Source organism: Nonomuraea sp. NPDC000554 (genome assembly GCF_040300065.1).
Lineage (GTDB): Bacteria > Actinomycetota > Actinomycetes > Streptosporangiales > Streptosporangiaceae > Nonomuraea.
In genome coordinates, this window is record NZ_JBEPDC010000004.1 from 335,162 (window position 1) to 361,928 (window position 26,767).

Annotated in this window: 27 protein-coding genes, 1 tRNA gene and 1 pseudogene; 13 read left to right on the forward strand and 16 right to left on the reverse strand. The window is 68.7% G+C overall.

From position 1 onward, the window contains the following. Positions 1–37 precede the first annotated feature (37 nt). On the forward strand, positions 38–1,144 hold the full coding sequence (locus ABT294_RS10455; protein WP_350804958.1) for an alpha/beta hydrolase: 1,107 nt from the start codon (positions 38–40) through the stop codon (positions 1,142–1,144). 3 nt (positions 1,145–1,147) lie between these two features. Here ABT294_RS10455 and ABT294_RS10460 read toward each other — a convergent pair whose 3' ends face one another. The 7 genes from ABT294_RS10460 to ABT294_RS10490 all read right to left on the reverse strand — a co-directional run bounded on the left by ABT294_RS10460 (position 1,148) and on the right by ABT294_RS10490 (position 7,614). Further along, entirely contained in the window at positions 1,148–1,681 is a 534-nt protein-coding gene (locus tag ABT294_RS10460; RefSeq protein WP_350804960.1) for a DUF305 domain-containing protein, read from the reverse strand. Between the two features lie 72 nt (positions 1,682–1,753). Further along, positions 1,754–2,686: a phosphotransferase gene (locus ABT294_RS10465; RefSeq protein ID WP_502912004.1), complete on the reverse strand. Its 933-nt coding sequence runs from the start codon at positions 2,684–2,686 to the stop codon at positions 1,754–1,756. A gap of 47 nt (positions 2,687–2,733) precedes the next feature. Next, positions 2,734–3,957 (reverse strand): acyltransferase family protein, encoded by a 1,224-nt coding sequence (locus ABT294_RS10470; RefSeq protein WP_350804962.1) that lies wholly within the window; start codon positions 3,955–3,957, stop codon positions 2,734–2,736. Between the two features lie 117 nt (positions 3,958–4,074). Then, positions 4,075–4,935, reverse strand: a complete 861-nt coding sequence (locus ABT294_RS10475; protein WP_350804964.1) for a hypothetical protein — start codon at positions 4,933–4,935, stop codon at positions 4,075–4,077. 80 nt (positions 4,936–5,015) lie between these two features. Then, on the reverse strand, positions 5,016–5,537 hold the full coding sequence (locus tag ABT294_RS10480; RefSeq protein WP_350804965.1) for a hypothetical protein: 522 nt from the start codon (positions 5,535–5,537) through the stop codon (positions 5,016–5,018). A 105-nt stretch (positions 5,538–5,642) separates the two neighbouring features. Further along, positions 5,643–6,455, reverse strand: a complete 813-nt coding sequence (locus ABT294_RS10485; RefSeq protein ID WP_350804966.1) for a response regulator — start codon at positions 6,453–6,455, stop codon at positions 5,643–5,645. Further along, a complete protein-coding gene (locus ABT294_RS10490) occupies positions 6,445–7,614 on the reverse strand; it encodes an ATP-binding protein (protein WP_350804967.1) in 1,170 nt (389 codons plus the stop codon). Before ABT294_RS10490 ends, ABT294_RS10485 begins: the two co-directional genes overlap by 11 nt. Positions 7,615–8,309: 695 nt before the next feature. Between ABT294_RS10490 and ABT294_RS10495 the strand changes: the two genes are divergently transcribed. Together ABT294_RS10495 and ABT294_RS10500 are read left to right on the forward strand one after the other, a co-directional pair. Next, positions 8,310–8,684 (forward strand): hypothetical protein, encoded by a 375-nt coding sequence (locus tag ABT294_RS10495; protein WP_350804968.1) that lies wholly within the window; start codon positions 8,310–8,312, stop codon positions 8,682–8,684. A gap of 412 nt (positions 8,685–9,096) precedes the next feature. Beyond that, a complete protein-coding gene (locus ABT294_RS10500) occupies positions 9,097–10,311 on the forward strand; it encodes a cytochrome P450 (RefSeq protein WP_350804969.1) in 1,215 nt (404 codons plus the stop codon). A gap of 98 nt (positions 10,312–10,409) precedes the next feature. Here ABT294_RS10500 and ABT294_RS10505 read toward each other — a convergent pair. After that, positions 10,410–10,799 (reverse strand): annotated as a pseudogene (locus ABT294_RS10505) (ArsI/CadI family heavy metal resistance metalloenzyme); the annotation flags it as partial. A gap of 88 nt (positions 10,800–10,887) precedes the next feature. Between ABT294_RS10505 and ABT294_RS10510 the strand changes: the two are divergent. The 6 genes from ABT294_RS10510 to ABT294_RS10535 all read left to right on the forward strand — a co-directional run bounded on the left by ABT294_RS10510 (position 10,888) and on the right by ABT294_RS10535 (position 15,212). Then, positions 10,888–11,259 (forward strand): ArsR/SmtB family transcription factor, encoded by a 372-nt coding sequence (locus ABT294_RS10510; protein ID WP_350804970.1) that lies wholly within the window; start codon positions 10,888–10,890, stop codon positions 11,257–11,259. Beyond that, positions 11,256–12,014: an aquaporin gene (locus ABT294_RS10515; RefSeq protein ID WP_350804972.1), complete on the forward strand. Its 759-nt coding sequence runs from the start codon at positions 11,256–11,258 to the stop codon at positions 12,012–12,014. Before ABT294_RS10510 ends, ABT294_RS10515 begins: the two co-directional genes overlap by 4 nt. After that, positions 12,011–12,430: an arsenate reductase ArsC gene (locus ABT294_RS10520; protein WP_350804974.1), complete on the forward strand. Its 420-nt coding sequence runs from the start codon at positions 12,011–12,013 to the stop codon at positions 12,428–12,430. Before ABT294_RS10515 ends, ABT294_RS10520 begins: the two co-directional genes overlap by 4 nt. A 23-nt stretch (positions 12,431–12,453) precedes the next feature. Then, positions 12,454–12,927, forward strand: coding sequence for a GNAT family N-acetyltransferase (locus ABT294_RS10525; RefSeq protein WP_350804975.1), 474 nt, complete (start codon positions 12,454–12,456; stop codon positions 12,925–12,927). 318 nt (positions 12,928–13,245) lie between these two features. Next, positions 13,246–14,328, forward strand: coding sequence for an alpha/beta hydrolase family protein (locus ABT294_RS10530; protein WP_350804976.1), 1,083 nt, complete (start codon positions 13,246–13,248; stop codon positions 14,326–14,328). Positions 14,329–14,606: 278 nt separating this feature from the next. After that, positions 14,607–15,212: a GNAT family N-acetyltransferase gene (locus ABT294_RS10535; RefSeq protein WP_350804977.1), complete on the forward strand. Its 606-nt coding sequence runs from the start codon at positions 14,607–14,609 to the stop codon at positions 15,210–15,212. A gap of 283 nt (positions 15,213–15,495) precedes the next feature. On the opposite strand, the gene ABT294_RS10540 is transcribed toward ABT294_RS10535, so the two are convergent. Continuing rightward, a complete protein-coding gene (locus ABT294_RS10540) occupies positions 15,496–16,227 on the reverse strand; it encodes a hypothetical protein (protein WP_350804979.1) in 732 nt (243 codons plus the stop codon). 296 nt (positions 16,228–16,523) lie between these two features. Here ABT294_RS10540 and ABT294_RS10545 point away from each other — a divergent pair, with 296 nt between their 5' ends. Beyond that, positions 16,524–17,120: a serine hydrolase gene (locus ABT294_RS10545; protein ID WP_350805161.1), complete on the forward strand. Its 597-nt coding sequence runs from the start codon at positions 16,524–16,526 to the stop codon at positions 17,118–17,120. A gap of 149 nt (positions 17,121–17,269) precedes the next feature. On the opposite strand, the gene ABT294_RS10550 is transcribed toward ABT294_RS10545, so the two are convergent. From ABT294_RS10550 to ABT294_RS10560, 3 genes are all read right to left on the reverse strand, one after another. Continuing rightward, positions 17,270–17,343: transfer RNA gene (locus ABT294_RS10550), tRNA-Thr, on the reverse strand. A gap of 55 nt (positions 17,344–17,398) precedes the next feature. Beyond that, entirely contained in the window at positions 17,399–18,853 is a 1,455-nt protein-coding gene (locus ABT294_RS10555) for an alpha/beta hydrolase (RefSeq protein WP_350804982.1), read from the reverse strand. Between the two features lie 340 nt (positions 18,854–19,193). Beyond that, positions 19,194–19,805, reverse strand: coding sequence for a TetR/AcrR family transcriptional regulator (locus ABT294_RS10560; protein WP_350804983.1), 612 nt, complete (start codon positions 19,803–19,805; stop codon positions 19,194–19,196). 101 nt (positions 19,806–19,906) lie between these two features. On the opposite strand from ABT294_RS10560, the gene ABT294_RS10565 reads away from it, so the two are divergent. From ABT294_RS10565 to ABT294_RS10575, 3 genes are read left to right on the forward strand one after another with little or no spacing between them, the layout of a single operon-like run. Beyond that, positions 19,907–21,115: a cytochrome P450 gene (locus ABT294_RS10565; RefSeq protein WP_350804985.1), complete on the forward strand. Its 1,209-nt coding sequence runs from the start codon at positions 19,907–19,909 to the stop codon at positions 21,113–21,115. Further along, positions 21,112–21,312, forward strand: coding sequence for a ferredoxin (locus ABT294_RS10570; RefSeq protein WP_350804986.1), 201 nt, complete (start codon positions 21,112–21,114; stop codon positions 21,310–21,312). The genes ABT294_RS10565 and ABT294_RS10570 overlap by 4 nt, the downstream gene beginning before the upstream one ends. Then, a complete protein-coding gene (locus tag ABT294_RS10575) occupies positions 21,309–22,484 on the forward strand; it encodes an NAD(P)/FAD-dependent oxidoreductase (RefSeq protein ID WP_350804987.1) in 1,176 nt (391 codons plus the stop codon). Before ABT294_RS10570 ends, ABT294_RS10575 begins: the two co-directional genes overlap by 4 nt. Before the next feature lie 334 nt (positions 22,485–22,818). Here ABT294_RS10575 and ABT294_RS10580 read toward each other — a convergent pair whose 3' ends face one another. The 4 genes from ABT294_RS10580 to ABT294_RS10595 all read right to left on the reverse strand — a co-directional run bounded on the left by ABT294_RS10580 (position 22,819) and on the right by ABT294_RS10595 (position 26,765). Further along, positions 22,819–23,655, reverse strand: coding sequence for a PSP1 domain-containing protein (locus ABT294_RS10580; RefSeq protein ID WP_502912011.1), 837 nt, complete (start codon positions 23,653–23,655; stop codon positions 22,819–22,821). 102 nt (positions 23,656–23,757) lie between these two features. Then, a complete protein-coding gene (locus ABT294_RS10585) occupies positions 23,758–24,819 on the reverse strand; it encodes a permease-like cell division protein FtsX (protein ID WP_350804988.1) in 1,062 nt (353 codons plus the stop codon). Further along, a complete protein-coding gene (locus ABT294_RS10590; RefSeq protein ID WP_350804989.1) occupies positions 24,816–25,343 on the reverse strand; it encodes a SigE family RNA polymerase sigma factor in 528 nt (175 codons plus the stop codon). The genes ABT294_RS10585 and ABT294_RS10590 overlap by 4 nt, the downstream gene beginning before the upstream one ends. Before the next feature lie 243 nt (positions 25,344–25,586). Next, positions 25,587–26,765, reverse strand: a complete 1,179-nt coding sequence (locus ABT294_RS10595; RefSeq protein ID WP_350804990.1) for a DNA polymerase III subunit delta' — start codon at positions 26,763–26,765, stop codon at positions 25,587–25,589. Positions 26,766–26,767: the final 2 nt, after the last annotated feature.

The window sequence follows — 26,767 nt, forward strand, 5'->3', positions numbered from 1 at the left end:
ACTATACGCGTCTATGAGGACTCGGTATTTTTCGCGCATGAGGCGGATTGTCGTATGGGGGGTGGCGGTCGTCCTGACGTTGGCCGCCGCCGGCGTCGGCGGTGCCGGTTGGTACTACTCCAGCATGGTCATCGACCCGTCCGGGGGCGCGAGCTACCCGCTGGAGGTGCTCGCCTACGACGGCGGGCGGGTGACGCTGAAGGGCGGCGGCGACACCGCGGCTCCCGGCTCGTACGGCCTGACCTGGCCCGACGGCAACGCCACACTCGGCCGGACGGTCTCCGCCAGCGGCGACGTCGTCATCCGCGAGGTCGAGCGGGTCCGCCGGGGCACGCTGCGGCCCGGCCTGCGCGCCTACCTCGACCGCTGGATGTGGGGGCACGAGGATCCGACGTCCGCGCTCGGCCTGCCGTTCCAGAAGGTCAACGTGCGCGGCGAGTTGGGCGACTTCCCGGCCTGGCGCACCGAGGGCGACTCGAAGACCTGGGTCATCGCGGTGCACGGACGCAACGCGAACGCCTCGGAGGCGCTGCGGTTCGTCCCGGTCTTCCACAGGCTGGGGATGCCGGTGCTCGGCATCAGCTACCGCAACGACGAGGGCGCGCCCGCCAGCGACGACGGCAAGTTCCACCTCGGCGCCACCGAGTGGAAGGAGGTGGCCGCCGCCATCGACTACGCCCGCGGCCAGGGCGCCTCCGGCGTCATCCTGTACGGCTTCTCGATGGGCGGCGGCATCGTCCCGATGACGGCGCGGAACGTCCCGAACGCGCCGATCAAGGGGATGATCCTGGACAGCCCGGTGATGGACTGGAGGGCGCCCATCGAGCTGGGCGCGCGGCAGTTAGGGGTCCCGCGCTGGCTCGCCTCGGTGGGCGAGTTCGTGGTCGAGAGACGCACCGGCTTGTCCTTCGACGACCTCGACCAGGTCAGGCACGCGGACGAGTTCAAGGCGCCCATCCTGATGTTCGTGGACGACGACGACGCGACCGTCCCGACCGGGCCCTCGCTGGAGTTCGCCGGGCGCAGGCCCGACCTGGTGACGCTGGTGCGCACCGAGGGCGGCGGCCACGTCGGGTCGTGGAACGTCGACCCGACCGGCTACGAGCGGGCGTTACGCGACTTCGTCGCCGACGTCGGCCGCTGATTGTCAGCGCTTCAGGAAGCCCCGCATCTGCTCGATCTGCGCCTTGCGCGACGCCTCCACCTGGGCGGCCCACCGTTTGACCGCCGGGTTGGCTCCCCCGGACTCCTCGTTCCCCGCCATCCGGACGGCGTCGCCCTGGTGGGCGATCAGCAGGGTGAGGAAGTCCCGCTCGAAGTGCCCGGAAGACCTCAGGGCGGCGATCTTCCTGCGGTCGGTCTCGGGCATGCCGCCGTGGTGCTCGTGCGCCTGCGTCGGCGCGGTCAGCGGCTGGTCCCACGCGTGCAGCCAGCGCAGCATCATCTCGACCTCGTCCTGCTGCGTGGTCTCGATCGCCGCGGCCAGCGTCTTCAGCTCGGGCCTGGTCGCCTTCGCCTCGCCGACCTTGACGAGCTCGATGCCCTGCCTGTGGTGCTGGACCATCATCTGCACGAACATGACGTCCTCGGCGTTGACCGGGTCGCCGCCCGAGGGGGGCGGCGCGCACCCGGCGACCAGCAGGAGCGCCGCGCCTCCGGCGGCGATCGCGCGCTTGCGCATCCGCGCCCCCAAGGAAGCTAAAAGGAAACTTTCCTAAGGGTTAACGATTTCCGTCAGGCACGCAAGGGCCCCTCACCGGTAGGCGAGGACGCGTTCCAGGTTGTGCCTGACGATGCCCAGCATCCCCTCGCGGTCGGGGAAGTCGCCGTCCAGGAGCCTGAGCGGGCCCGCGACCAGCGACAGGTGCATGGCGAGCCGGTAGAACTCCATGCGGGCCTCGTCGAGGCCGTCGGCGCGCAGCCACCGGTAGTGGTCGCCGAACCGCATCTGGAGGAAGACGTGCTCCCACTCGACGTCGAAGAACATCGTGCCCTCGATGTCGATGAGCACGGGCTCGCCCCGCTCGTCCACCAGCACGTGGTCGGGGCCCAGCTCCCCGTGGATGAGCGAGTGGCCCGACCTGGGCCGGACGTCGGCGTAACACCGGTGCAGGAGGTTCTCCAGCCTGTCGCGCGCGTCCGCGACGGCGTCGACCCGGGAGGCCGCCTCCCGCAGGTCGCGCTCCGCCCGGTCGAGGACGATCCGCTGGCACGAGCGGTCCTGCGGTTCCGTCTCGAGCAGGCCGACCTTGCCGAGGCGCGGGTCCTGGTGCTGTCGCATCGCCTCCAGGCCGGCGGCCAGCCGGCGCAGCGCGGGCACGGGGTCGTCCTCCAGCCGCGACTCCAGCGTGCCTCCGCGCACGTCCTCGACGAGCGCCAGGTCGGGCCTGCGGACCGCGTGGACGTGCGGGGTCCTGACGCCGAGCGAGTCCAGCCTGGCCTTGCCCGCCTCGAACAGGTCCAGCCCGGACGCGTCCGACAGCGGGCCGTCGTCGGCCGCGCTCGCGGGCCAGTAGTTCTCGGACTCGTGCCAGACGTAGAGGACGGCGGTGCTCCCGTCGTCGAACGTCAGCCGGTAGACGCCCTTCTTGCTGCCGCCCCTGAGCCTGGTCGCGCCGACCGGCCGCTGCCCGAAGGACTCCTGTACGAGGCCCGCCAGAGCCTGATCGTCATACACCGTGGGCATGCTGGCACACTCCCGGCAACGGGTTCCAGCGAATTGTCCGGCAATGGTCAGGACATCCGGCGAGCCAGCTCCCGGCCCCTGCGCTGCATCGGCTTCTCGACGAAGCGGTACGTCGCCCAGCAGACCGGCAGCAGGATCGCCAGGAACACCACCAGCGGAACCGGGTTGTCATAGTCCCGCCAGCGGCCGACCGTCGCGTCCGAGACCTTCAGCAGCAGCGGGTGGAGCAGGTAGACCGAGAAGCTCATCATGCCCAGCCTGGCCAGCCACCCGGGCACCCTCCGGTGCCGCAGCCCCATGCCCGCGCCGAACGTGACCGCCACGAGCACCAGCGACACCGTCCAGGAGACCGGGCCGCCCTCGACCTCCTCCGGGTGCCACCAGCCCTGCGCCACGGTGACGGCCAGCACCCCCGCGCACACCAGCACCGCCGTCCGCCACCGCACGGTGCCGTTCTCGGCGCGGTGCAGCACGGTCCCGCTGAACATCACCGCCAGGATCGACAGCCCGAACCACGGCGACAGCCTGCCGTTCAGGATGACCAGGACCAGCGCGAGCCCGCCGCCCGCCAGCATCCCGGCCCGGCGCAACGCCGGACGGGAGACGTACGCCGACCCGATCGCGGCCACCATGACCAGGGTCGTGACGGCGACCGCGGCCGGAGCTCCGGCCGAGCCGCTCAGCAGCAGCACGGGCCCGAGGAACCCCAGGACCACTCCGCCCGCCGTGCAGACGGCGACCAGCGACACCGACCGTCCGTGCCACCGGACCGCGAACAGCCCCACGACCACGAGGTAGAACGCCATCTCGTACGAGAGCGTCCACAGCACGTTGACCGCGTTCGGCACCGCGAGCAGGTCCTGCATCATCGTCGCGTGCGCCAGCACGGCCGTCACCGGGTCGAACCGGTACAGCTCCCCGCGCACCTGGCTGACCCCGACGGCCGCCAGCAGCAGGAGCGCCACGGCCGCGACGATCCAGAGGGGGTAGATCCGGAACAACCTGCTCACCCAGAAGCGCCGCACGGAACCGTGCCGTTCCAGCGAGGCCGGGATGATGTACCCGCTGACCAGGAAGAACACCATCACGCCCCAGACGCCGGGGTTGAACCAGCCGAGGACCGCGGCCCGGGTCTGGGGCGTGTAGACGAAGGTGGAATGGTGGATCGCGACGGCGACGGCGGCTATCCCGCGAAGGGCGTCCAGCCAGCCGAGACGCGCCACCTCACGACCGGCTTGGGGGTGCAGGAGCTCGCTAGGTGTTGTGGACAATGACCCGGCTCATGTCTCGTAGGCGAAAGGGGGAAGGGGCGACCCCGCGTAAGAGGCCGACCGTTGCACTGTAGGCGGTTCTCACCGGACGCGGCGCGAAGCGCCACGCGCTGTCGATCACCCTGCGGCCCCCGCGTCGGCGAGGTACTCCGCGCTCACCGCGCGCAACTTCGTCCCCGCGATGATCGTCTGGTCGAGGCTCAGAGCCTTCGAATCGACCTGGACCAGGCTGTCACCCACCTTGGCGAACAGCACCAGCCTGCCGTAGAACCTGGACAGCCACCGATCCGCCGCCAGCCGTTCACAGGCCAGTCCGGGATGCCCCTGCACCCACATCGCGCAACTCTCGCGCGGATCTCCCTTGTCGTGGATCTGGACGAATACGTCGGGCTCGCTCGTCCGATCCTTGGCGTAGTCGAGCGTCAGGACCTCGTCGGAGAGCGTCCACACGCCCACCAACGTGCGGCCGGGGACGGCGTCGGGCACCGCCCGGGGACCCGACTGGGCGAGCGCGGCGATCCAATCCCGCCGGACCTGCCGTTTGCGGGCCTCCTCCTGCCGCTCCTGGAGCATGGCCGAGGTGATCACGCACGCGCACACCACCCCGGCCGCGATGACACGAGGGAGCAGCGACTCGACGCCCGTCAGCCAGGTGGCAGCCGCATAGGTCACCACGGCCAGCACGACGAACCCGAGAACGGCGAACAACGAGGACGGGTCCGGCACGGCCGGTTCCACCACGCTCTTGAACACCCACAGCAGCAAGGGACCGAGCAGCGCGACGCGAACCGGATGAGCGACCCTCACCAGCTTCGCCGCCAGCCACCCGATGGGGACGATCAGCAGCACGGCGATGGCCCCGGAGGCGAGGGCCGTGAGGCCCTCGACGTTCCTGTCGTACCACTGCGACACCGGTTGACCGAGCACGAGCGCTACCAGTAACCCTGCACCGCCGCCCCGCACAAGATCCTTCGCCATGGCCCCCACGATGCCAGCGAACGATCTGCGGGGCATCCGAATGGTGCTTTATCCGTATCCTCGCTGTTCGCCGATCCTGGTCAGCCGGAGACCACGGTCAGCCGGACGCGGTAGGCCGACGAGGCGGTGGACCCGAACTTCTGGTTGTTGACCACCGCGCCGTAGCCGGCCCCGCTGGCCCAGTTGAGGGTCATGACCGCGGGCCGCGAGCCGAAGTCGATGCTGCCGATCATCTCGGTGAAGGCGCTGCTCCCCCCGATCTGCGCCGATCCGTTCGCGCTGAAGGTCACGACGTTCCCGTTGACCCGGTAGCGTCCCCGCAACGGGTAGAGGTCCGTGCGGACGTCGGTCGTGTTGAAGGCGAAGACCCCGTTGTCGTAGAACGCCCAGACCGCGTTCCGCACCCGGTTGAACGCCCGGTCCGCCCAGGCCGCCTGGCCGGTGACCTGCTGGAACTGGAGAATCCTGCCGACGCGCAGCGTGACGGTTCGACGGGCCTGCGCGGACGCCGGAGCCGGTGCGGCCGCGAGCAGGCCGGAACCGACGAGGACGACCAGCGCGGCGATGACCCGCAACCGCCGGCTCAGCGATGAAACACTCATGTCCCCTCCTGATCCACCCGGGTGTATGCCTGATTTGTAGCTGGAATTGGAACGGTCCTGTATCCCCGGAAGAATGGGGATTGCGGGTGATATGAGGGCGTGGTATCAGAAGATCCCCAGCTCGTTGGCCCAGCGGATGGCCGCGCTCAGCGGCGCCAGGTTGCGGCTCTCGTCCGGGTGACAGGCCAGGTACTTGTCGCGCACGCTGCCCAGCAGGTCCGACACCCGGTCGTCGCTGAGGCGGAGTGCGCGGGCGGCGTCGTGCCGGGTCAGGCCGAGGTGACCGACCAGGCGGACGATCTGCAGCTCGCGTTCCGTCAGCCGGTACCGGCGATCCCTGCGGCGGCGGCGTACGACGTCGAAGACGCGGGCGACCAGCGCGTGCACGTCCCGCTCCGCGACACCGAGCGTGAGCGCGACCTCCGAGACGCTGTCACCCTGGGCGAAGGCCCTGATGACGGCGATCTCCTCCGGGCCGAGCTCCCCGTCGGCCAGCGGGCGCCGCCGGACGTCCTCGAGGATGTACCCGGCGAGACGCGCCGAGACGTGGTGATGCCCCTCGACGACGGCGTTGACCGCCGAGACGAACTCCGCCGGCATCGAGGTCTTCTCCACGAACCCCTGCGCCCCCTGCTCGATCGCGTCGAGCACCTGCTCGGGGGTGGCCACCCCGGACATGGCGAGCACCCGGCAGCCGTGGCCGACCAGATGGCGGATCGCGCCGCCCCACGACAGGCCGGGAAGGAGCCGCAGGTCGCAGATGGCGACGTCAGGGGCGAGCGCCCAGTCGATGCCGTCCACGCCCGTCAACGGAGGCAGCACGGCGAACCCGGCGTCGAGCAGCCGCAGGGTGATGGACTCCGTCACCGCCGGATGGTCGTCGATGATGATCAGCTTCGCGGAGGCGCTACTCGGCATGGGCTTCTTTCGGCCAGCGGATCGTCACACGACTGCCCGCACCCGGCTCTGACGTGACGACGCATGCGCCGCCGTGCCGGGCCACGGCGGCGAACGTGCTGAGAAAGCCGCCTCCGGGACGGACCACCGTGGTGTTGAACCCGCGACCGCGGTCGCGGATCACCACTTCCAGGCCGCCGGCGCCCGACTCCGCGAACAGGTTGACCCGCACGTCGTCCCCGGCGTGCTTGAGGACGTTGGTCAGCGCCTCCCGCGCCGCGGCGGCGACGGCCTCCCCCACCTCCTCCGGCGGCTCGCCGTCCACGAGGATCACCGAGGTCAGTGCGAGCCCCCGGTCGACGTAGACGTCGCAGAGCTCCTCCATGAGCTGCCCGAAGGGCAGCCCGGTGACGACGCGGGGGTCCATGATGAAGCGGCGCGCCCGGTTCGCTCCCAGCCTGGCCGCCCGGGCCAGGCCGGGATCGACGACCTGACCCGCGGCGACGTGGTCCACGATGGGGAGCAGATGGTCGTGGATCTCCCGGTGGGCCAGCTCCCTCTGCCGGGTGATCACCGTGAGCTTCTCCTGCTCGGCCAGGAGCCGTTGGGCCCGCCGGGCGGCCCGCTGGGCCCGCTCGGTCGCCTCGGCCAGGGTGCGCAGCTCCCGGCCGATGAGCACCGCGATGACGTACCAGAGCAGGAACCCCAGCAGGTCGGAGACGAGCTTCAACGCGAAGTGCGGGTAGAGCGCCAGCACCCACGCGGCGCACATCGCCGCCAACCCCGGTACGGCCTTCTTCTGGAAGCCCAGTCCGAATCCCATCGCGGCCGACGCGACCAGGCTGAACGGGAGGAACTCGGTCGTGATCACGTTACGGTCCGCGGGGACGGCGGCCCGGGTGCCGACCAGCATGAGCGCGACGCAGAAGGCGACGTCGGCCCAGATCAGCAGGGAGTCGCGCAGGTCGCCGCGGCGCCACACCCGCCGGAAGAACCATGTCGCCTCCCCCGTGGCGACCAGCGCCGACAGCAGCGAGATGACGGGATACTGCAGGCGGTCCCAGCCGAGCAGCGGGATGAAGACGAACGGCGTCGTCCCCGCGCGGGCGTAGGCGATCATCCTGGCCATACGCTCTTCGGTGTGGCGCCGCACCTGGTCCGAGTCGTCATCAGTTCGCACGGGCTCGACCCCCTCGTCCCGGAATCGCGGTGATGGGACCGATGGTTACGCGCGTTCGAGTTTTCTCCAGGCCCGCCCGTCCCGGAGGCGGGTGGCCGTCCAGGCGCTTCGTGGGGACGTCCTCGAACACGGCGGCGCGCGGGACGATCTCCGCAGGGAGGGCGCGTATTGCACTTTTCCTAACCGCGTCGGACTTTCTCCACCCATACCGACATGGAATGCAGAACAGTCAGCACTTGCTCGCGAATATCCTCCTTTGCCGCTTTGACATCCACGAGCAGCCACCTCAGCGGCTTCGCGCGAGTACAGAATCTCTTCGCCTTGGACGACCCGACGGGCGAGGGCCTGGGCGCGAAAGTCGCCGAACCCCTCGCCGGCCTTCTCCTCAGCGGCCAACAGTGTCCTCGGCACGTCGAGCCGGGCGATCTGGGCCTCGAGGCCAACCCGGGTTCCAGAGGCGCCCAGACTGGCGGAATAATATCCCCCTTCGCCGCGTGGACCCCATTTCCCATCCGAGGTAGGAATGTTGCCCACAATGTCGACTAAAAGGGAAATCTAGATGAATGCGATGACATTCGGTTAAAGGAATTGTAAAGGCTGGAATGAAGGTTTGTCACATATCTTCGCAGGAGAAGCTGTTGAGCGGGAGGATTCTCCCAGTCGATCAACCCCATTTCGCGAAGGGTGAATGCGATATGCGCGCGATACAGAAGATCCTGGGCACGCTGGCGGTGAGTGGCGTTCTCGCCGGAGGCATGGTGACCCTCAACGTCGCCACCACCACGACGAGCGCGGACGCGAAGACCGCAACCCTGACGAAGCAGCTGGACGACGGGCCGTGGAGGCACTGGAACCGCGCCTTCGGCCGGGCCTTCAGCCGGGCCTTCGCCCGCGCCCGTGCCCGCTCCCGCGCCCAGTCGGCCAACACCAACGGGCCGGCCCGTCAGACGGTCAACATCGTCCTGAGCCCGGAACTCCTGAACCCGGAGCTCCTGGCCGTGCGCGACAGGACAGCACTGCGCGACCTCCCTGATCGCGACCTCCCTGATCGTGACCTCCGTGATGAATGAGCCGCGTGAGGGCGAGCTGACCGGAGGAAGGAGTTCGGGAACCGTGCGGGCAATCGAGGAAGTTCTCGGGCGCGAACCTGCGCACCGACCTCGGCCCACAACCCTTCCCTCATCATCCGCGAGGGAGCACGCAGCAACGCCACAGGCGCTGCGCCCTGTCTCGTCGGCGTCCGTCAGCTCGCCGACGCGGTAGTCGTCCGGCTTTCGTGCGGTCAGGGTCGGCCCGGGATCCGGCTCCCGGTGTTTCCGCCTGGCCGCAGGCCCGCCCAAGCAGACCGTCCCGGCAGGAGCTCGGATCCGCGAGCCGCTTCCATGGAGCGGAGGTGTCCGGATCCGGCCGTTGACCACGGGCAGCCCCCTGCATACGTTCCGCTTGGGCCGCCTGTACGGCGCCCGGAGCGGAAGGGGTGCGATGACCGCCGAACTCAGCCCGAACAAGGACATCGTCCCCGGACCGCTGGGCACGCCGCCGCCGGAGTTCGCGCGACGCCACGAGGAGGGGCCGCTGGAGCCGGCCGCAATGCCGAGCGGGGATCTGGTGCCGGTAGCCGTCAGATACGAGGACGTGCGGACCCTGCTGGGCTCGGCGGCCTCCAGCCGCAACCTGCGCCTTCCTGGACTGCCGCGGCTGGTGAGCGGCGTGGGCATCGACGACGACCCCGACGCGCTGATCAACCAGGACCCGCCGGAGCACACCCGCTACCGGCGGATCATGCACGGCGCCTTCACGCCCCGCCAGACCGAGCCGTGGCGGCCCTGGATCGCGGCGATCGCCGGTGAGCTGCTCGACAGGCTGGGGCAGGAGTTCGACCTGGTGGACGCGTTCGCGGTGCGGCTGCCCGGCCGGGTCATCTGCCGGCTGCTCGGCGTCCCGCACAATGACTACGACCAGTTCGTGGCGTGGACGGACATGTTCCTCACCACCTCCACCGCGACCGAGCAGCTCCGCTACCAGGGCTACGCCGAGTTCATGGCCTACGCCCGCGACCTGGTGGCCCGCCATCGCGCGGAACCCGGCGACGACCTCATCGACCTGCTCGTGCAGGCCCGCGACGACGAGGACCGGTTGAGCGAGGGCGAGTTGGTCAACACCGTGTTCTCGCTGATCACCGCAGGGCACGAGACGACCGCCTCGATGGTGTCCAAGGGAGCCTTCCGCCTCATGCTCCACCGCGAGCAGTGGGACGAACTGGTCGCTCAGCCGGAGCTGGCGTCCACCGCGGCCGAGGAGATCCTGCGCTACGACGGGCCGCCGGCCAGTGCGTTCATGCGCCGGATGACCGAAGACGTCGAGCTGTCGGGCGGCACCCTGAAAGCCGGGACGGTCGTGATGCCCAACCTCAACGCCGCCAACCACGACCCCCGCGCCTTCCCCGAGCCGGAGCGCTTCGACATCCACCGCTTCGGCGGGCAACCGCCGCACCCGCACCTGGCCTTCGGGTACGGTCCGCACCGCTGCCTGGCCGCCGCGCTGGCCAGGGTGGAGCTCACCGAGGCTGTCAGGGCGCTGGTGGTCAAACGGCCGGGGCTGCGGCTGGCCGTTCCTGCCGAGGACGTCCAGTGGAGCGACGGCCTGACCTACCGCCCCGTCGCACTGCCGGTCACGTCGGCCGGCCCCGGTTCCTGACGCGAGGAACCGGGAGTTGGCTTCTGATCTGGAGCCGCCTTGGGGATTCGAACCCCAGCCCCTGCAGATGCCTCATCAGTCTCCGGGAGTCCGCCGTCGGCGGCGGACTTGCCGAGGGTGTCGGCGTCGGCCTTGACCACGTAGACCTCCCAGGGTTCGGCGCCGGGGCCGTGCACCCAGACCTTGTCCTGGAGGGCGTAGCAGCAGGAGGTGTCGTTCTCTTCGAAGGTGGCGAGTCCGGCATCCTTGAGACGCTGGGTTGCCGCCTGTACCTCGGTGGCGTTTTCGACCTCGACGCCGAGGTGGTCCATGCGGGTCTCCTGACCGGCCTCACCTTCGAGCAGCACCAGCTTGAGCGGGGGTTCGGCGATGGCGAAGTTGGCGTAGCCCGGGCGACGCTTGGCCGGTTGCACGCCGAACAACTTGGAGTAGAAGGCGATCGAGCCTTCCAGGTCACCGACGCGCAGCGCGAGTTGGACACGAGACATAGCGGTCTCCCATCGAGAACGGCTTGTATCGACGACTGTCGATACAGCGAGATTGCCACCCTGATTAGACGCATGTCAACATAGACTCATGTCGAAACAAGAGCTGCCCGTCCTCGACCCGGCCGAGGCGTGCTGCACCCCGATGGCACGCGAACCTCTGGGTGAAGCGGACGCAGCAGAACTGTCGCGCATGTTCAAAGCCCTGTCAGACCCGGTCCGGTTGCGCCTGCTGTCCCTGATCGCCTCGCATGAGGGTGGCGAGGCATGCGTGTGCGACCTGACCGGCCCGTTCGACGTGTCCCAGCCCACGATCTCCCACCATCTGAAAGTGCTGCGGGAGGCCGGTTTGGTCGGCTCCGAACGACGCGGCACGTGGGTCTACTACTGGGTGCTGCCGGTCGCGTTGAACCGCCTGTCGTCCCTGCTCCAAGCTCCCACTCCGACCCCGGCCCGCACGTGAACGGGAGTGTCCATCCCCTGGGCCGACGCCTGGCCGCCGAGGCCGTCGGTACTGGCGCGCTGGTCACCGTGGTCATCGGCTCCGGCATCCAGGCCGCCGACCTGAGCCAGGACGGCGCGGTCGTTCTGCTGGCCAATTCACTGGCCACCGTCTTCGGCCTGGGAGTCCTGATCGCCGTCCTCGGGCCGGTCTCCGGCGCTCATTTCAACCCCCTCGTCTCCCTCGCGACCTGGTGGAACGGACGCGGAGACGGTCAAGGGCCACTCCTGCGGGACGTGGCGGCCTACGCGGTAGCCCAGATCAGCGGGGCGGTCGGCGGGGCGGTGCTGGCCAATGCCATGTTCGCCCGTCCGCTGGTGAACTGGTCGACCCAACAGCGGCACGCGGATCATCTATGGCTGGCCGAAGTGGCGGCGACCGCCGGGCTGATCGTGGTGATATTCGGACTGACTCGCACCGGCCGCGCCGGCCTCGCGCCCGTCTCGGTGGCGGCCTACATCGGGGCGGCCTACTGGTTCACCTCCTCCACCAGCTTCGCCAACCCGGCAGTGACCATCGGCCGGGCCTTCACCGACACCTACGCAGGCATCGCGCCCACCTCGGTCGGCCCGTTCATCCTCGCCCAAATCCTGGGCGCCGCCGTCGGCCTGGGCCTGGTCGCCGTCGTATTCGGCCCACAAGCGCTGAAATCTGCACCACGCGACATCGAGGTCACCTCTGCCGCCTTCGCCGAGCAAGGAAGTACCCGCCCATGAGCACCACCGTCCCGTCCGTGCTGTTCGTCTGCGTCCACAACGCCGGACGCTCCCAGATGGCCGCCGCGTTCCTCACCCACCTCACGCAAGGCCACCTCCAGGTCCGCTCGGCCGGATCCACGCCCGCCGATGCGGTGAACCCGATCGTGGTCGAGGCGATGAAAGAGGTCGGGATCGACATCGCCGCCGAGATCCCCAAAGTCCTCACGACCGAGGCGGTGCAGGCCAGCGACGTCGTCATCACCATGGGCTGCGGAGACGCCTGCCCGATCTTCCCCGGCAAGCGCTACCTGAACTGGCAACTGGACGACCCCGCCGGGCAAGGCATCGACGCCGTCCGCCCGATCCGCGACGACATCGAAGCCCGGGTCCGTGCCCTGATCGCCGAAATCCTCCCTGCGCTGGGGCAGAGATGACCGCCAGAGCACGCATTGCACCAATGACGCCCGAGCACTCCCCAGAGGTACTCGCGATCTACCAACTCGGCATAGACGAAGGCCAAGCCACCTTCGAGACGACCGCCCCCACCTGGCAGCAGTTCGACGCTGCCAGGCTTCCAGACCACCGCCATGTCGCCCTGGACGAGGCCGGACGGGTGCTCGGCTGGGTCGCTGCGGCCTCCGTCTCCGACCGCTGCGTCTACGCAGGCGTGGTGGAGCACTCCGTCTACGTCCACCCCGATGCCCGAAAGCTGGGCGTCGGCCTCGCCCTGCTGCAAGCCCTGATCGCCTCCACCGAGCAGGCCGGGATCTGGACGATCCAGTCAGGGATCTTCCCCGAGAACAGCGCAAGCCTCGGCCTGCACGCCCGCGCCGGATTCCGAGTGATCGGTACTCGCGAACGTATCGGCCGCCACTACGGCGTTTGGCGCGACGTCACCGTCATCGAACGCCGCAGCCCGATCATCTCGTGAGGACATGTGCCGGAGGCGTGCTTTGACCACCACGCAGGCCGCATCCCAGACCGGCCAGTATCCGCACCTGCGGCGAGAGCTCTCGCAGAACCCTTGCGGTCAGCCTCCAGGGAATCCCGTAGAGGTGGGGACAGCCCTACCGTTCATTGGCGGGCCCACCACAATGTGGCAGCTCAGGAGAGTTTTTATGGTCATTTCTCATGAATGTCACACGACTGATGATCTCCGGCGCGCTGACGCTGGGTTGCCTTTCGACCGCGATGGTGACAAGCGCTGTCGCGCAGACCCGTAGACCGGGCCTCCCTCGCACGCGGCACCGTGGTCTCCGTCACCCAGGTAGACAAGCTTGACAAGCATCAGATCGCCAGGCGGCTCACGACGGCCGGGATCGACCCGGCACAAGCCAAGTTCGGCGTGACGGCCTACCGAGTCGTCTACCGCACCATTGATCCGCAGGGTAGGCCCACCATCGCCAGCCAGCTAGTCGCCCTGCCCGACAACCGGAGTCGCGCTCTGCGTGTGGTCTCCTGGCTGCACGGCACCACCGTGTACCGGGGCGATGTGGCCTCGGTGAAAGCCGACTCTCCCGACCGCGCAGCGGCTCTGTTGTTCGCCTCCGCCGGCCAGGCGGTGTCGGCTCCCGACTACCTCGGCCTGGGTAAAGGCCCCGGCCATCATCCCTACGGCAACCCGAGGGCCACCGTGTCCGCCCCACTGGACGCGCTGCGGGCGACCCGCGCGTTCGCCGCCGAGCATGAGCGCCGCCTGGACAAGCGGGTGCTGATCAGCGGCTTCTCCCAGGGCGGCCCCGCCACCATGATGCTCGGCCACGCCCTGCAACAGGGCCAGGACTCCTACTTCCGGCTCGGCGCGCTGGCTACGGTCGCCGGGCCGTTCCACCTGAGCGCCTTCGAGAAGGCCGCGGCCGACGACAAGGTCCGTATGGCACCGGCGTACCTGGCCTACTTCGCGGTCGCCGCCGACCGCTTCACCGGCATCTACGACTCGCCCAGCCAGGCCTTCCGCGCCCCCTACGACAAGCAGGTGGAAGGGCTCCTCGATGGCCACCACCAGACCGAGGAGATCGTCAAGGCTTTGCCTCCGACCTCCGCCAAGCTGTTCACCCCGCAGTTCCTGGACCAGGTCCGCAAGCCGACGGGTAACCTCAAGGGACTGCTGACCGCACTCGACTCCACCTGCAGCTGGAAGCCGGATGTGGCCGTGCACATCTACCACGGCAAGGGCGATAGAGACGTCGCCTTCGACAACGCCCAGTACTGCCAGCGGAAACTGATATCCCACGGCGCAGCGCCACGCCTGACCGACGTCGGTGACGTCGACCACAGCACGAGCGTGCTCAAGGCCCTGCCCCAGATAGTTAGGGACTTCGCCGCCGCCTAGGGTCTACTGTCAAAGTTGATCTTTGTGTGATCCCAGACGGTCGAGGCAGCTGAGACCGTGGGAGCGGCAGTCTGCGGCTACGACGCGGGCAAAAGCTGAAGGGGCCACAAGCGGCATGTCATGGTCGACACGCTCGGGCTGCTGTTGTGCGCCGTCGCGTCGGTGCAAGACCGTTACGGCGCGCATCCGGTGCCGGCGCTGTTGCGGGAGAGGTCTTCACATGGGCCGACGGCGGCTACACCGGACGGCTGGTCACGTCGCGCGATAGCGTTCCGTCCGTGATTGAGAACGGCAGAACCGAAGGAAACAGCCAAACTGCCGGGGCTCCCAGCGTTGACCTGGGGCGCTCTCCTCGCGTGACCTTGCGCCGCATCACCAGCCACGATCAAGAGGAGTTTCTTGAACGGGTCAGTGCCAGCGTCGGCCTGAATCTGCCCGCGACCCCGGAGGCGTTCCAGACGTTCCTTGGTCGATTCGACGAGGGGCGATCTGCCGAAGGCTTACTGGTCTGTCTGCGCGACACCGGCGCCATCGCAGGCAATGTCAACATCAACAGCATCATTCGCGGACGGTTCCAGAGCGGCTCGCTGGGCTACGCCTCCTTCACGCCCTATGCCGGTCTCGGATACATGACAGAAGGTCTTGGCCTGGTGCTGCGTCACGCGTTCGACGAGCTAAAGCTGCATCGGCTGGAAGCGCAGATCAGCCCCGAGAACCAGGCGTCCATCAAACTGGTCCAACGCTACGGCTTCCGTCACGAGGGTTACTCCCCTGATCTCCTGTTCATCAATGGTGCGTGGCGAGGTCATGACCGATGGGCCCTCACCAACGACATGCATGGCATCGTTCCCGATGCTCCCCATCCAACACTGCCTGACCACTGACACCGCCGGCCAGTCGGGTCGCTGACGTCGACAAGGACGAGACAGTCAGCAAAATGCCCTCCGCGATCATCGCGGAGGGCATCTGAGCTGGAGCCGCCTTGGGGATTCGAACCCCAGACCCCTTCATTACGAGCAAAATCAAGGACTTGCTCATCCTCCCCCACCGAGGAGGTGACCTGCCTTTAACCGTCCGTCAGAGTCCGTGGACGTCCATGATCGAACGTCCTCGTTGTCACCCACTTCGTCGCCCAATCGGGTCGGCAAGACCTCGTGTTACGAGTTCTCAGCACACATGCCCGGTCATGGTTGTATCCCAGCGCATACCGGCGACCATGTGCTCCAGGTAGCCAGCGTCGCTGACCGTCACCACGATCTCTGCGTAAGGACGGTCAGCGAAGGAGCGGTCCCGCAGAAGCTTCCATGCGCCATAATCGTCCAGATCGGCGGGGCCGTCCGGCTCCTCCGGATCCCAGGGCTCGTTCGGGTCCTTCAGCGCCGCGACCTCACTCAGTAGCGGGACGTTCCGATATGGGCTGATGTCGTAGGAGGTCACGATGTCGGCGGCGCGTTGCGAGAACTCCTCGGCGTCGCCGGAAGTAAACACGGAATAGCCGGGGCGGCTGCCCCCGCTCAGCTTGTACACGTCTTCCGCCTTGCGCCTAGGTTCGAGGACGGTCTTGCCGTCGTCCGCGAGCAGGTACCCATCTCTGGTAACCCTTATCTCCTTACCGAGGATGAGTTCGAAGAGTTTCTGGAACTCATCTTTCAGCCGCATGCCTGCGGTGATGTCCTTGCCCTGCTCCTCTGTGAAGGGGCATCGGCCTCCGCCGCGCTCATCGTCGCCTTCGTTGTGCCAATATCCGCTATTCAGGTGCCACCAGGCGTCCACCAGGAGAGACAGCGGAAAGACGGTCTCCTCCGGCACATATGGGACGTCGGGGTTGACGATGTGCACCCTCCCACGGAGGGTCGAGCCCTCGACGGAGTCGACGGACACGGTAAAGATCGTGGTCATGCTGGGGCGCCCCTTCAGACGGAAACGGTGGTCACACTTGATCACCAGTCAGCCCGGATAGTAGACGTCCGCACTGACACTCGCTCCTGGCGTCAGACACATCCCCACGCATCCGATGCCTACTGGCGGACGCTCTAAGGGGCGCTCTGTTGACGGCTTCACCTTTACCTTTCGCGCCCCGCGCCACGTCGATCTTCACCTGCGAACACCGCAGAACGCGTCCCGAAAATGACAGTCGCCTTGTAAACCGGGCCACCGACGTTGTCAAGATCTTGCATCGAAATCCGCTATCGAGCATGGTGTGGGGTGGCTTCGCGAGGCACGTCCTAGCCACGGACGGGATTCCTGCGCGCTCGGAATGGCATCTCCATGGATTCCGAAGTGGTCCTCGTTGTCAGCGGTCCGGCCCGTCTACCTGCGGCCGAGGCGCGCTTTCGCTGCCCCGAAACGACCTGACCACCTGGTCAGCCGGCGCATCGCCCGAGGAACTCGCCCGGGTCGCCGAACTGCTCCTCACCTGCCGGGCCGTCGACCCGGCGAAGGGCACCCGCACCACCCCGCGCGACATGGCCGAACTGATGCGGCTGATCTGGACCGGCGAGGCGGGCCCGGCCGCCGCCTGCGAGCGGGTGCGCGCCGTGATGGCTCGCCAGCTGACCCGCCACCGGCTGGCGAGCGGGTTCCGGCCACCGGCGCAGATGGCCTCCAAGAGCGGCAGCCTGCTGGGCGTGGTGCGCAACGAGGTCGGCGTGATCACCTATCCGGACGGCCAACGCTACGCCGCCACCGTATTCACCAGGACACGGCGGGACTCCGACGAGGCCGCGATCAACGCCGCCATCGGCGCCGCGGCCGCGCGGGCCGTCGCGGTGCTGCGCGACGGCGTCTCCTGACGCGGTCCAAACCGGGTTCTCTGAACTCCCCACCAGGCGACCTCGCGCGGCCTCGGCCTACGAAGCCTCAGTCCCTGTTGCTGTACGGAGCTGCTGTACGCCCACGCAAAAGGCCCTCCCGGATCATCCGGAAGGGCCTTTGACCTGGGAGCCGCCTTGGGGATTCGAACCCCAGACCCCTTCATTACGAGTGAAGTGCTCTGGCCGACTGAGCTAAGGCGGCGTGCCGTACAGCGTGACGAGTCTACAGGAGCCCGAGGGGTTCTTGCTCCCGCTGACTAGCTGATCCCCGGACAGATCGTCCCGTCCGCAGGCGCTGCACCTGTCAGGAGGTAGGTGTCCACAGCGTCGTCCACGCAGGACGAGCCGTTGAAGTAGGCCGTGTGGCCGTCGCCGTCGAAGCCGAGGAAGACCCCCGAGTCCAGCTGGGACGCGAGGGACTGTGCCCACTCGTACGGGGTCGCCGGGTCGCGTTTGGTGCCTATGACGAGGATAGGGGCCGATCCTTTGGCCTTGAGCGGATGGTTCCGGAACGTCGGCTTGGCGGGCCAGGTCGCGCAGGGGAGGGAGCTCCACATGATGTACGGGCCGAATCTCGGCGATCGTTCAGCCGCTTGGGCCGCCGCGGTGGCGTAGGCGGAGGTGTCGCGCGGATAGGAGCTGTCGACGCAGTTGACGGCCATGTTGGCCTCGGTCTGGTTGGAGTAGGTGCCGCTGTCGCGTCTGCCGACGAGCCGGTCCGCGTTGGCGAGGAGCGGGGTGCCGTCGCCGGCCAGTGCCTGGCGGAGCGTCTTCGTCAGTTCGGGCCAGGAGCCGCGGCCGTAGAGCGGGGTTAGCGCACCCAACGTGGCCAGGGCCTCGGTGACCTGGCGTCCGTCGGACGGCAGGGCTTGCGCGTCCGCGCGGCGTAGCAGGTCGGTGAGTTCGTTCAGGGCGCCGTCCACGTCGTGGCTGCGGAACGGGCAACTGCCCTCCGCCAGGCAGTCCTCGACGTACGCGCGGAAGGCGCGCTCGAAGCCCATGGCCTGGTCGGAGTTGAGTTTGAGGCGGGAGATGGACGGGTCCAGGGCGCCGTCGAGCACCAGCGCGCGGACCTTGGTGGGGAAGAGGTCGGCATACACGGCGCCCAGGAAGGTGCCGTAGGACTTGCCGAGGTACGTCAGTTTCTCCTCGCCCAACGCCTGGCGCAGGAGGTCCATGTCGCGGGCGGCGTCGGCGGTTCCGAGGTGCGGGAGCAGACGTCCCGACCTGGCCTGGCAGCCGTCCGCGAACTCGCGCGAGCCCTGCTCCAGCGCGGCCTGCTCCTGCGGGGAGTCGGGGGTCGTGTCCAGTGCGAGGAACGCGTCGAGACGGTCGTCGCTCAGACACCTGACCGGCTCGGACTCCCCGACACCGCGCGGGTCGAACCCCACGATGTCGAAGCGCTCCCGGATTTTTCGGCTCAGAATCGCCTGAGCAGCCCTGGCGTACTGGATGCCGGAACTGCCCGGCCCGCCGGGGTTGATCACCAGTGAGCCTATTCGGTCGCCGGTGGCGGGTAGCCGGATCACCCCGATATCGATCTTCTCACCGTCGGGCTTGCCGTGATCGAGCGGCACCCGGAGCTTCGTGCACTCGAACCCGTCGTCGCAGTCGGCCCACGCCAGCCCGTCGGCGGCCGGTCTCTTCGCCGCAGCACAGCCGGAGGCGAGAAGGATCATTCCGGCGATGACGGCCAGCACTCGAACCCACACGCTCCGGGATCCTACGCGCCCCGACCAGCCTGCACTCAACCTCTCTGCACTCGTCTCGCGCATTCACCCCTTCCGGCAGTCGGCCGCGCGCTGCCTCCAGGTCCAGGACGCGGCCCTGCTGCGGCAGCGTCAGGCTCCAACAGAGCGCCTGCTCTGCTGTGGTGGCGAGCGGCCAGGTCGGGGTCGAACGCGCCTTCCGCGTCAGGTCAACCGTGAACCCGAATTCGAAACGGACGGCGGCAGCAGCAGCCGCGACGCAAACCGGAGGCCTCCTTGGGCGGGCGGCGCAGGGCGCAGCGAGGGAGGCGAGCCGCTTCCCGGACCGACCGCGTTGGGATGATCACAAGGAGTTCAGGCCGCGCATGGTCAGGTCGATGGCGCGACGCACGGAAGCCACTGTCTCCTCCTCCGACTGGCCCAGTTCCCGGCTGGTGAGCCCGGTCGCCTGGAGTGCCCCCATCAACGCGCCCACCGCGGCCGACGCGACGACCGGGTCGAGCTCGTCGGGGAAGGCCTTGACGAACGCGTCGGCGATCTTGCGTTGCAGGTCGAACATCACATGGAGGGCTTTGGCCTGGATGGCCGGCACGGTGGCGATCAGCTGAACGTAGACGTCCACCATCTCGCGGTCGCCCGTCACCGGGCCTTCGGCGAGGTAGCGGGCGATGACCCGTTCGTAGGTCTTGGCCAGCAGGTCGGGCACACGTTCGTTGGGCGCCCGCTCCTCGATCGCCTCCAGTGTCGCGTTGTAGTACCGCTCCCCGTCGGCGAAGACCACGTCCTCCTTGCTGGGGAAGTAGTTGAAGAACGTCTTGGTGGCCACGTCCGCCTCGGCGCTGATCTGCGCGACGGTGGTCTGCTCGTATCCCTGCTGCTTGAACAACTGGAATGCGGTCTTGACCAGCAACTCCTTGGTCTGGCGCTTCTTGCGCTCGCGCCGCGTCTCCTCCACAGTGAGCCATCTTACACGAAGCAAATTTTTACATCAGTTGCAACTTTATATGGAATGTTGTTATCTGAGGACGCAAGGAGACGCCCTACACAAGGAGCGACATGTCCGATCCATCAGCCCTTCCCCGGCTCGTGGCCCAGCACGCCGAGGCTTGTCCTTTCGACCCACCGCAAGAGCTCGCGCGGCTGCGCGCCCACGAGCCCGTCACCCCGATGACCTATTCCGACGGACACGACGGCTGGCTGGTGACCGACCACGCCCTGGTCCGCGAGGTGCTGGCCGACAACCGCTTCAGCCACCGGGTCGAGCTCACCCACTACCCCCTGCCCGGGGGAGGCGTCAGCGAGGAGCGCCGGCCGGCAGCCCCCGGCGCCTTCACCGCGATGGACCCGCCCGAGCACACCCACTACCGCCACCTGCTCACCGGCCAGTTCACCGTCCGCCGGATGCGCCAGTGGACCCGTCGGATCGAGGAGATCACCGCCGAGCACCTGGACGCGATGGAGCGGCATGGCCCGCCTGTGGACCTGGTGGAGGCGTACTCGGGGCCCATCCCCGGCCTGGTGATCTGCGAGCTGCTCGGCGTGCCGACGGGCGATCGAGCCCGGTTCGTAGAAGGCATGTCCATCGTGATGCGCATGGACGTTTCTCCGGAGGAGAGAGCGGCCGCCTTCATGACGATGCAGGACTACATGCGCGATCTGGTGCGGACCAAACGGGCCACCCCTACCGACGACGTGCTCGGCGGCCTGGTCGCCGACAGTGACCTGAGCGACGACGAACTGGCCGTCATCGGCAGCATCCTGACGGGCGCGGGGTTCGACACCACCGCGAATATGATCGCCACCGGCACGTACGCGTTGCTCAGCCACCCCGACCAGCTCGCCGCCCTGCGGGCTGAACCCGGCCTCATCAACAACGCCGTCGAGGAGCTGCTGCGCTACCTGAGCATCATCCCCGGCACAGTACGCGCGGCGCTCGAGGACGTCGAGATCGGCGGCCGGCTCATCAAGGCAGGCCAGTCGGTGACCGTCTCGGTCCCGGCGGCCAACCGCGACCCGAAGCGCTTCCCCGACCCTGACACGCTCGACCTGCGTAGGCCGACCGCTGGGCATGTCGCCTTCGGCCACGGCATCCACCAGTGCCTGGGCCAGCAGCTCGCCCGGGTCGAGATGCAGGTCGCCATCCCCGCGCTGTTCGACCGGTTCCCGACGCTGCGCCTGGCCGTGCCGCCCGAGGAGATCCCCATGCGCGACGACATGCTGATCTACGGCGTGCACAGCCTCCCCGTCGCCTGGGACCTGTCATGAACGTGGTCGTCCACCAGGCCAGGTGCATCGGTGCCGGGCAGTGCGTGATCACCGCGCCCGCGCTGTTCGACCAGCGGGAAGAGGACGGCATCGTCGTCCTGCTCGATCCGGCGCCCGGCCCCGGGCTGTGGGACGCGGCCCGCGAGGCCACGCTGTCGTGCCCGGCGGGGGCCATCACCACCGTGGAAGAGCCGTGAACACCGACCCCGGCGTGCTGGTCGTCGGCGCCTCGGCCGCAGGCCTGACCGTGGCCGAGGCGCTACGCCGGCTGGGATACACCGGGACACTCCGGCTGGTCGGGCAGGAACCGCACCTGCCCTATGACCGGCCGCCGCTGTCGAAGGAGTTCCTGACCGGAACCTGGACCGCCAAGCGCGCCATGCTGCGCGAGCCGGCCGAGCTCGACGCGCTCGGCGCCGATCTCGTACTCGGCCGCAAGGCCGAACGGCTGGACCCGGAAGCCCACGTCGTCGAGCTCGACGACGGGCGCAGGCTCTCCTACGGCACGCTCGTGGTGGCCACCGGACTGGTCCCGCGCCGCCTGCCGATGACGCGAGACCTGGCAGGCGTACACGTCCTGCGCACCCTCGACGACGCGACCGCCCTGCGCCGGGAGCTGTTGACGGCTCGCCGGATCGCGGTCATCGGGGCGGGCGTGCTCGGATGCGAGATCGCCGCGACCACGCGCACGCTGGGCCTCGACGTGACGCTCATCGACCCGGTGCCCGTGGTCATGGCCCGCCAGATCGGTGCGGAACTCGGCGCCCTGGCGGCCACCCTGCACGAGCAGCACGGCGTCCGCCTGCGGACCGGCACGGCCGTCGCCCGGCTGACCGACGTGGCAGGGCGTGTCAGCACCGTCGAGCTGACCAGCGGGGAAAGCGTGCCCGTGGACCTGGTGGCGGTCGCCGTCGGATCCGTCCCCGCCACCGCCTGGCTGACCGAAAGCGGACTCACGCTCAACGACGGCTTGCTGTGCGACTCCCGATGCCGCGCCTCGACCGACGTCTACGCCGTCGGCGACGTGGCACGGTGGCACCATCAGGTCATGGGCACGGACATCCGGCTGGAGAACCGCACCAACGCCACCCAGCAGGCGCTCGCCGTGGCCTCCCGCATCCTCGGCGACGACTCGCCGTACGCCCCGATCCCGTACTTCTGGACCGACCAGTACGACGTCAAGCTGCAGATCCACGGCACCATCCCCACCGGCGCGCGCATCCGGCCGGTGGACGGCGAGCCGGGAGCCGGCCGGTTCGCGGCGATCGCCGAGCTGGGCGGCATCCCCACGGCCGCCATCGGCTGGAACCACCCCCGGGGCGTCCTGGCCGCCCGCCGACAACTCGCCGACGCACTCCGCCCCCTCTGAAGCTCCGATCACCCGCTGTACCTGAGCGTTCGTGGATTCATCACTCCCGTGAGCGGAAAGTGCCGGACAACCCGATCACATCAACCGGGCCTGCCGGCGAAGGTGCAGGTGGCGGCCCGACCGTCTGCACGAGCGGAGCGCATCCTCCGGACGTCTCTTCAAGGAAGGACCACGCCTGCCCCTCAGGGGGGACGAAGCTGCCGTGCAACGCGGTCAACACGATCGTGATGCCCAGTTCCCTGAGGGGCCCAGCGTGGAGTTCGCCCACCAGACCAGGGCGGGTCCCCCAAACGCGCCAGTCCGCAGACAAGCGGCGTTTGGGGTGTTCCGCTGATCACGCTTCTGGGCGTGTGGTGTCTTCTGTTCCGTACATCTTTTCGTGCTGTTGCCGTGGCGAGCAGACAGAGGCCGACGGGCACGCGCAGCGCCGCCCGCCGTCGTCCAGGCGAACCGTGACCGAGTCGGCCGGGACGTTGTGCCCCACCACCGTTCCCGACCCCTGAGGGGTGTCCACCCTCGCCCCGGCCCTCGGGGCCGCCGCGCGGAACTCCATGTACAGGGGGTGTTCGTACTTCAGGCAGCACATCAACCGGCCGCACGCCCCCGCGATGCGGAGCGGGTTGACCGGGAGATCCTGGTCCTTGGCCATGCGGACGGAGACCGGTTCGAAGTCCTTCAGGAAGGTGGCGCAGCACAGGTCTCGGCCGCAGGGGCCGATGCCGCCCTGTAGGCGGGCCTCGTCGCGTGGGCCGATCTGGCGGAGCTCCACCCGGGCCCGGAGGTTGCGGGCCAGGTCGCGGACCAGTGCGCGGAAGTCCACCCGGTGCGGGGCCGAGAAGTAGACCGTGTAGACGTTGTCCTGGTCGAGGAAGTCGACGCCCACCACCTTCATCGGCAGGGTGTGCCGTTTGATCAGGCGCTTGGACACGCTCCGGGCTTCGGCCCTGCGGCGTTTGTTGGCCTCGTCGCGGGTGAGGTGTTCCTCACCCGCGATCCCCTGGCATACGGGCAGCCCGTCGATGTCCTCGCTCGTGTACTGCGGCGCCCACACGCACTCCGCTACCTCGGGGCCGGCGTCCGTGGGGACGAGGACCTTGTCGCCGACCTTCGGGCTGTGCCCGCCGGGATCGAGGTAGTAGAGCCGTCCGTAGCGCGTGAAGCTCACGGCCATGATCATTCCCATGGGCTCGAGCTCGCCTCCTGACCGCGTCGGGGGTTCTTACGGCCTTCCGCTTGCCACAGTACGTTGGTCAGCGCGCGAAACGTGAGGGCTCTACGGCGTCAGAGCACCGCACAGCTTCTTCTCGGGCACGGAGATGCCGTAACTCAAGCGGATCTTCATCTGCTGCTCCATGCATCTGCTGTTGACGACGCGAGCGACACCGGGCAGACTGCGCAGCTTGCCGATCACCGCGGACCAGTCGGCGCCAGGGCTCATCAACACCCTGAACGAGGTGGGCAGATCGGATGCCTTGACCACCTGCAAGAAGCTCTTGTTGCTCGCGTAGGCGCGCTTGAAGTTCTCGTACGCCTCTTGTTGATCTTCAAAGTGGGCCGACTGGACGCCCGGCATCGTGTCGATCGCCGCCGCCACGGCCTTCTGCTGGGCAGGCGTGATGCCCTTGCCCTCTTTGAGGAGCTTGGGGTCCTTTTTCTTCGACGCCGACGAGGCAACGGCTCCGCACGCCTTCTCCATCGAGCTGTCCTTACAGAGGAAGGCGGTGACATCCGCCTTGGCCCCGTCGCCCTTTGGCAGAAGCTCGTCCCGCAGTTTCGGATATGTGGCGGTGGCCACCCCCGTCACGGATTTCGCCGTCCGGAGCACAGCGTCGACGTCGGCTCCAGGCTTCAGGACGAGCTGGAACGACGCGAGCATGTCGGTTATCTTGACCACATCCAGAAGGGCCGTGTTTCCGGCGGCCTCCTGGCGGAAGCGTTCGTAGGCGAGAGCCTGATCTACAAAGGTCACCTGCTCCACGCCGGGCATGGTCTTCATAGTGTCCTGCATCGCACGCATCCGTTCAACGGTGGCGGCATGCCCCCCGCAGTCAGGGCCCTGCATGGTCGACCTCCCGCACATGAAGATCGTGACGTCGATCGGGCCTTCCTCCTTGGCAGGCGGATTCGCCGTCGTGACGCGCTGTTCGCCGCCAGGCGAGACGAGGACGGCAGCCGCCACCCCCGCCAGGACCACCCCGGCCACCGCCACCATCCGCAGATCGACGCGGCTCCGCCGCCGCCCCGAAGCCTGGAGTGGCCGCAGCGTGGTGGCGTCGACCGTCGCGCCCGCCTCGGTGAGCGCCTCGCGCAGGCGGTCTTCCAATGGGCTGTTCATGAACCCTCCCCAAGTACTCGGCCGAGGGCGGCGAGCCCTCGCGCGATCGTGGACCTGGCGGTGCTCGCGCCGATCCCCATGGTCTCGGCGATCTCCTGGTCGGAGAGGTCGAGGTAGTAGCGCAACGTCAGCGCCTCGCGCTGCCTGCGCGGCAGCTCGCGCAGGGCGAGCAGCACCTGGCGGCGCTCCTCGCTCATCAGGACCGCGCTCTCCGCCGACCAGACAGGCGGCTCGTACGGCACGACGCGGCGGAACGCCAACGCCCGCCTCCGCATCACCGACCGGCACCCGTTGAACACCGCGGAGCGCACGTAGGCCAGCGCCCTGTCGGGATCGCGGAGCCTCCCCCGGCCTGCGTGCGTGCGGGCGAACGCCTCCTGTACGACGTCCTCCGCGGTCGCCTGGTCGCCGACCATCACCAAGGCCAGGCGCACCAGCCCCACGTGATGCTCCGCGAAGATCGACGCGACGTCGACGCGCTCGCGTGTCAGGACCTCTCCATGGGAGAGCTGTTCGACTTCCACACCACAGAGACGCCTTGGAGCCTCGTCTGCTGCTTCCGTCACCTGGCTATTTTCCGGCTCACCGCAGACCCGGCAGCGCGCACCGAACCCGGCCCAGGAGACACGCGGAGCCGGTGGACACGCAAGGCGAGCCCGCCAGGGAGCATGCGGCCCTGGGCGGACAGACCGCGCGGTGTGGCGCGGGAACCCGTCGCCTACCTCCGCGGGGCCAGGCCCGACAGGACCGACGCCCCACGAAGACGACTACATGGGGCTGCGCAGCGAGATCATCAGGGCTTCGACGGCGATCTGCGGGTTGACGTTGGCGTCGAGGCGTTCGCGGCACCGCATGATGGCGTCGATCCGCCGCACCGTCTCCTCCGATGTGGACGCCTTCGCCAGCTGGTCGAGGTCGAACCGCAGGTCGTCGTTGGCCAGCTCCACCCCGGCGCCGAACTGCATGGCCAGCACGTCACGGTAGAACGACACGAGCTCCAGCAGCGCCGCGTCGAGCGAGTCGCGTTTGATCCGGGTCGCGCGCGACTTCTGACGGTCTTCGAGCTCCTTCAGCGCCCCGGCGCCGCCGCGGACCAACCCCCGGTTGAGCCCCTTGCCCGTGGACCCCTCGCCGTAGACCTTGCGCAGCTCGCTGGTCTCGGCCTCGTTGAGCGTCGCCGTGGCGGCGGCCGCCTCCTCCTCGGCGGTCTTGACGAGCCGCTCGGCCGCCGAGACGCACTCCCCGACCCCTGTCAGCGAGCGTGGAATGGCCAGGACGGCCTCGCGGCGCTGCCGTACGCCCTCGTCGAGGGCCAGCGCCCGGGCGCGGCTCACGTGCCCCTGGGCGGCCCGCGCGGCGAACCTGGCGGTCTCCCAGGGGACGCTGTGCCGAGTGGCCAGGACGTGCGCGACCGCCTCGGTGGCGGGCGTCGCCAGGGTGATCACCCGGCAGCGGGACCGGATGGTGATCATCAGATCGTCGGGGGCGGGCGCGCACAGCAGCCAGACCGTGCGCGGCGGCGGCTCCTCGATGGCCTTGAGCAGCGCGTTCGCCGCCGACTCCGTGGCGCGGTCGGCGTCCTCGAAAAGGATCACCCGCCAGCGGCCCTGAGTCGGCGCGCCTGCGGCCCTGAGGATGAGCTCACGGGTCTGCTTGACGCTGTAGGACAGGCCGTCGGGACGCACCGACTCGAGGTCGGGGTGGGAGCCGATCAGCACCTGGTGGCACTGGTCGCAGTGGCCGCACCCGCCGTCGGGGCAGAGCAGCGCGGCCGCGAACGCCCGCGCCGCCTCGGCCCTGCCGGAGCCGGGCGGGCCGGTGAACAGCCAGGCGTGCGTCATGCCCGCGCCGCGCCCGCCGTCGACGACCTCGCCGGCGGCCTTCGCCGCCCGCGACAGCACGGCTATCGCCTGGTCCTGCCCGACGAGCTCATCGAAGACGGTCACGG